We start from the raw sequence: 3,145 nt of genomic DNA on the forward strand, positions 1-3,145 counted from the left end.
TTCCCGGATCTCATAAAATACCTGCAGGGTCATAAAATATCCTTCCTCCAGCCCAAGCTCCTTTTCAATCCTTAACGCAAGTGCGGTGTTCATATTCCTTTTTCCTTTGGTAATAGCACCTAATGTTTGCGGAAATTCATGAACGGTGTGCGCAAAATGAGCCTTGGAAAGCTTTCTTTTTTTAAGTTCTCTTTCCAACACAATACCAGGATGTATACCTTTTAATATAGCGAGTTCGTTTTCCACTTCCTGAAGATACGAAAAAGTAAACAAATTTGCTTATTTAATAATTTCTGGCCTGATAAGCAATTAATTATTCATTATTCAATTATTATATCGTGTCCAATTTTTCCTAACTTCCGCCCTGTAAAAAAATCCTGACCAATAATATGAAGCCGTTCCTGGTATTTTCCATCATCACCTGTACCGTACTGGCAGGCTGTGTTCAGCAGGCCTCCAACAATAATAATGCAGATACCACCCATACACCTGCTGCGCCGGTAAAAAGCAAAAAGCCGGACTTTTCCGGCGGCCCGGTAATTGGCGAACGCATTAACGGCCCCGCAAATATCCGCAATGCCGCCAACGGTGAAGTGATTTTTTCCCTGGAAGATACTACCCTGGTTACATGCACAGAAGGCGACAGCGGCTGGTACCAGGTAGGATTAACAGCAGACTTGTCCGACGATGCCGGCGCCTTTGGCACAGATACACTCCACAAGGGCCACGATATTATTGTGGATGGAAAAGTAGTAGGCAAAGTGCTGAAAGATATGCCTGTTAACACCGGCACCAATACCAAAAGAACCTGGGCAGAGCTGGTGGGCTACACCTATAAAAACAACCTGTACCCGCAAACCATTGTAGAAAATGTGCTGCCGGCTTACCTGGACAGCGTGCATGACCGCTCGCTGAAATCCATGCAGCCCTTTATCAGCAGCTTTAAGCTGCAAAAGAATGACCTGCTGCCTTTTGCCACTTACCTCAATTACGAGAGCTGGATTGATGATCCTTCGCCATTAATGCGCATACAGCTGGTATTTTTTAAAGAGCAGCTGATAGGGGTGGTGCATTCCCGTGAAATGCAGCTGCACCATGCTGCCAACGCTCCGCTGGAACGGGGCTTTAAGGTGGCTTTCTTTGATGATACGCCCAAGGATATACGTAAGCGGTTTACCGATGCATTTAATACTTTTATCGTAGGTGTTGATTAAGCCAACCCCGCGGGCAGGCAAAGCACATTATTTATACAAGAATGCCCGGTGTTGTATAGCAATATAGTCTTTCAAATATTCGGGAGGTGGTATTTGCCGGAAATGCATGTACAGTCAGAATAGGTCGTAATTGCCCCCTTACTATGTCGTGTTCACAGACCTTTCAATTTCCGTAAACGAGATAGTTTTACATCATCAAACCAAACGGAAATTTTTAAACTTTTAAAACATACTGACATGACAACTTTAACCGCTCCCGTAAAAGCAAAAAGCGTTCGTAAAGACAAAGTAATCTACTGGATTTTTACTTCCCTGTTTGTATTGCTGGACTCCGTTCCTGCTATCTGGTTCAATACGCCCATGGCAAAAGAAGGCATCCGCAGCGTAGGCTTCCCGGAATATTTTGGCGTGGAGCTGGGCATCGGTAAAATCATCGGCGGCATTCTGTTGATACTGCCTATGATCCCTGCCCGCCTGAAAGAATGGGCCTATGTAGGATTTGGTATTTCACTGATCTCCGCCATGATTGCCAACATTGTTGTAAATGGCGCCGCAATGGGTATTTTACCACTGGTAGGATTAGCCATCCTTACGGTTTCCTACATCTACTTTCACAAAACCAGAACAACCAGCTTTTAATAACAGCATTAATTATCCATACCTGCAGCCATGAATATCCTGCTCGCCATCGTTATTATAATTATTGCGCTCATAGCACTGCTCTTAATAGCAGCACTATTTGCAAAGAAAAGTTATACCGTAACACGGGAAATTAATATCCGCCGGCCCAGGCAGGCGGTGTTCAACTACATCCGTTTTATCCGCAACCAGGATAACTACAACAAATGGTCTATGGCCGACCCTAATGCCGTAAAAACGTATAGCGGTACCGACGGGCAGGTTGGTTTTATTTACGCCTGGGACAGTAACGTGAAAAATGTTGGTAAAGGAGCCCAGGAAATAAAAGGCATCACGGAAGAAGAACGTATAGACCTGGAGCTGCGTTTTGAAAAGCCCTTTAAGGGCGTGGCGGTTGCACAGGTAAGCACCACGGAAATAGCAGCAGATCAGACCAGGATAAGATGGAGCTTTAGCAGCAGTATGAAATACCCCATGAATATAATGCTGTTGCTCCTTAACCTGGAAGGGGTGCTGGGCAGGGACCTGGAAGGAAGCCTGGCCAACCTTAAAAATGTATTGGAGCAAAATAATGAATAAGGCAGGTGCAGCCGCGGGCAGCTGTATGCCGTAACGGTTACAAAAGGCAAAGTTAAACGGCGGTGCATATACTGCGCCCGCCGTTTAACTTTTTATATACCTTGTTAGCTTACGTGTTTGCCTACTACTTTTGCCAGTTCAAACATGGAGATCTGCTGCTTACCTTCAAAAATAGGTTTCAGCTTATCATCTGCATTGATCATACGCTTGTTCTGCTGGTCCTGCAGGTTATGTGCCTTTATATAATCCCAGATTTTCTTAATGATCTCTGTCCGTGGCAAAGGCTTGCTACCTACAACTGCTGCTAAGGCAGGGCTTGGTGTAAGCGGGGCCATTAAGCCTGTGTTGCCTTTTTTTGCGGCGGTTTTGGGGGCGGCGGATTTTTTTGCAGGCGCTTTCTTGGTAGCTGATTTAGCTGTTTTTGCCATAGCATTATTTTATTTTAAGCGTTAATAATTAAACTGTTCTGAATTGAGAAGACAGCCGGGGCGTTTCCCATAAATAGGCTGTGCAGCTTAAATTATGCCAATTGCTGTTTACCCGTAAACACTGCACTGGTTATTACCCTTTAAAATAGTACCTGCCCTTTTAATGTTAACCAGGCTCATGGGCTGTTATCCCATATTACCGCGAATTATGTGGAAAGGGAGCCTGCTGTTGCTGTTACCGGGTAATCCTGTCCTGAATGTAAATATGCGTGCCGGGGAACTATT

The 3,145-nt window shown here is 44.8% G+C and carries 5 protein-coding genes; 3 read left to right on the plus strand and 2 right to left on the minus strand.

The annotated features are described in order from the left end of the window. A partial coding sequence (locus VFS25_RS02965; RefSeq protein WP_326460623.1) for a hypothetical protein occupies positions 1 to 246 on the minus strand: 246 nt, incomplete at its 3' end. Between the two features lie 143 nt (positions 247 to 389). Between VFS25_RS02965 and VFS25_RS02970 the strand changes: the two genes are divergently transcribed. The 3 genes from VFS25_RS02970 (at position 390) to VFS25_RS02980 (ending at position 2,432) form a co-directional block, all read left to right on the plus strand. Further along, complete coding sequence (locus tag VFS25_RS02970; protein ID WP_326460624.1) at positions 390 to 1,214, plus strand: hypothetical protein; 825 nt, start codon at positions 390 to 392, stop codon at positions 1,212 to 1,214. A 237-nt stretch (positions 1,215 to 1,451) separates the two neighbouring features. After that, positions 1,452 to 1,853: a DoxX family protein gene (locus VFS25_RS02975; protein WP_326460625.1), complete on the plus strand. Its 402-nt coding sequence runs from the start codon at positions 1,452 to 1,454 to the stop codon at positions 1,851 to 1,853. A gap of 30 nt (positions 1,854 to 1,883) precedes the next feature. Next, positions 1,884 to 2,432, plus strand: coding sequence for an SRPBCC family protein (locus VFS25_RS02980; RefSeq protein WP_326460626.1), 549 nt, complete (start codon positions 1,884 to 1,886; stop codon positions 2,430 to 2,432). 104 nt (positions 2,433 to 2,536) lie between these two features. Here VFS25_RS02980 and VFS25_RS02985 read toward each other — a convergent pair whose 3' ends face one another. After that, positions 2,537 to 2,860 (minus strand): SWIB/MDM2 domain-containing protein, encoded by a 324-nt coding sequence (locus VFS25_RS02985; RefSeq protein ID WP_326460627.1) that lies wholly within the window; start codon positions 2,858 to 2,860, stop codon positions 2,537 to 2,539. Positions 2,861 to 3,145 lie beyond the last annotated feature (285 nt).

Origin of the sequence: Chitinophaga sp. (assembly GCF_035761305.1) — a bacterium.
Lineage (GTDB): Bacteria > Bacteroidota > Bacteroidia > Chitinophagales > Chitinophagaceae > Chitinophaga.

Excerpts from the sequence above, each read along its gene's own strand:
- VFS25_RS02970 (WP_326460624.1), top strand. The coding sequence starts at position 390 with ATGAAGCCGTTCCTGGTATTTTCCATCATCACCTGTACCGTACTGGCA.
- VFS25_RS02985 (WP_326460627.1), bottom strand. The coding sequence starts at position 2,860 with ATGGCAAAAACAGCTAAATCAGCTACCAAGAAAGCGCCTGCAAAAAAA.
- VFS25_RS02980 (WP_326460626.1), top strand. The coding sequence starts at position 1,884 with ATGAATATCCTGCTCGCCATCGTTATTATAATTATTGCGCTCATAGCA.
- VFS25_RS02975 (WP_326460625.1), top strand. The coding sequence starts at position 1,452 with ATGACAACTTTAACCGCTCCCGTAAAAGCAAAAAGCGTTCGTAAAGAC.